General features: G+C 59.6%; 1 protein-coding gene. It reads right to left on the bottom strand.

The annotated features are described in order from the left end of the window. On the bottom strand, nt 1-280 hold a 280-nt coding region (locus IU459_RS40365; RefSeq protein WP_267469956.1), incomplete at both ends, for an aconitase family protein.

The following is a 280-nucleotide window of genomic DNA, read 5'->3' as shown; positions in this document are numbered from 1 at the left end:
GCTCCGCTGACGCCAGGTAGACGTTAGCGCCGTTACCCAGACGGTTCGGGAAGTTACGGGTCGAAGTCGAGACCACCGTCGAACCATCTGCAACACGTGCCTGGTTACCCATGCAGAGTGAACAGCCCGGGATCTCGATACGCGCACCGCTTTTGCCGAATACGCTGTAGTAGCCTTCTTCGGTCAGCTGTGCCGCATCCATCTTGGTTGGCGGTGCCACCCACAGACGGGTTGGCAGCTGGCCTTTGTGGCTATCCAGCAGTTTACCCGCAGCACGGAA

Source organism: Nocardia amamiensis (assembly GCF_015477605.1).
GTDB lineage: Bacteria > Actinomycetota > Actinomycetes > Mycobacteriales > Mycobacteriaceae > Nocardia > Nocardia amamiensis_A.
The sequence above is the reverse complement of the archived record's forward strand: the minus strand, read 5'-3'. Positions and strand labels throughout refer to the sequence as shown.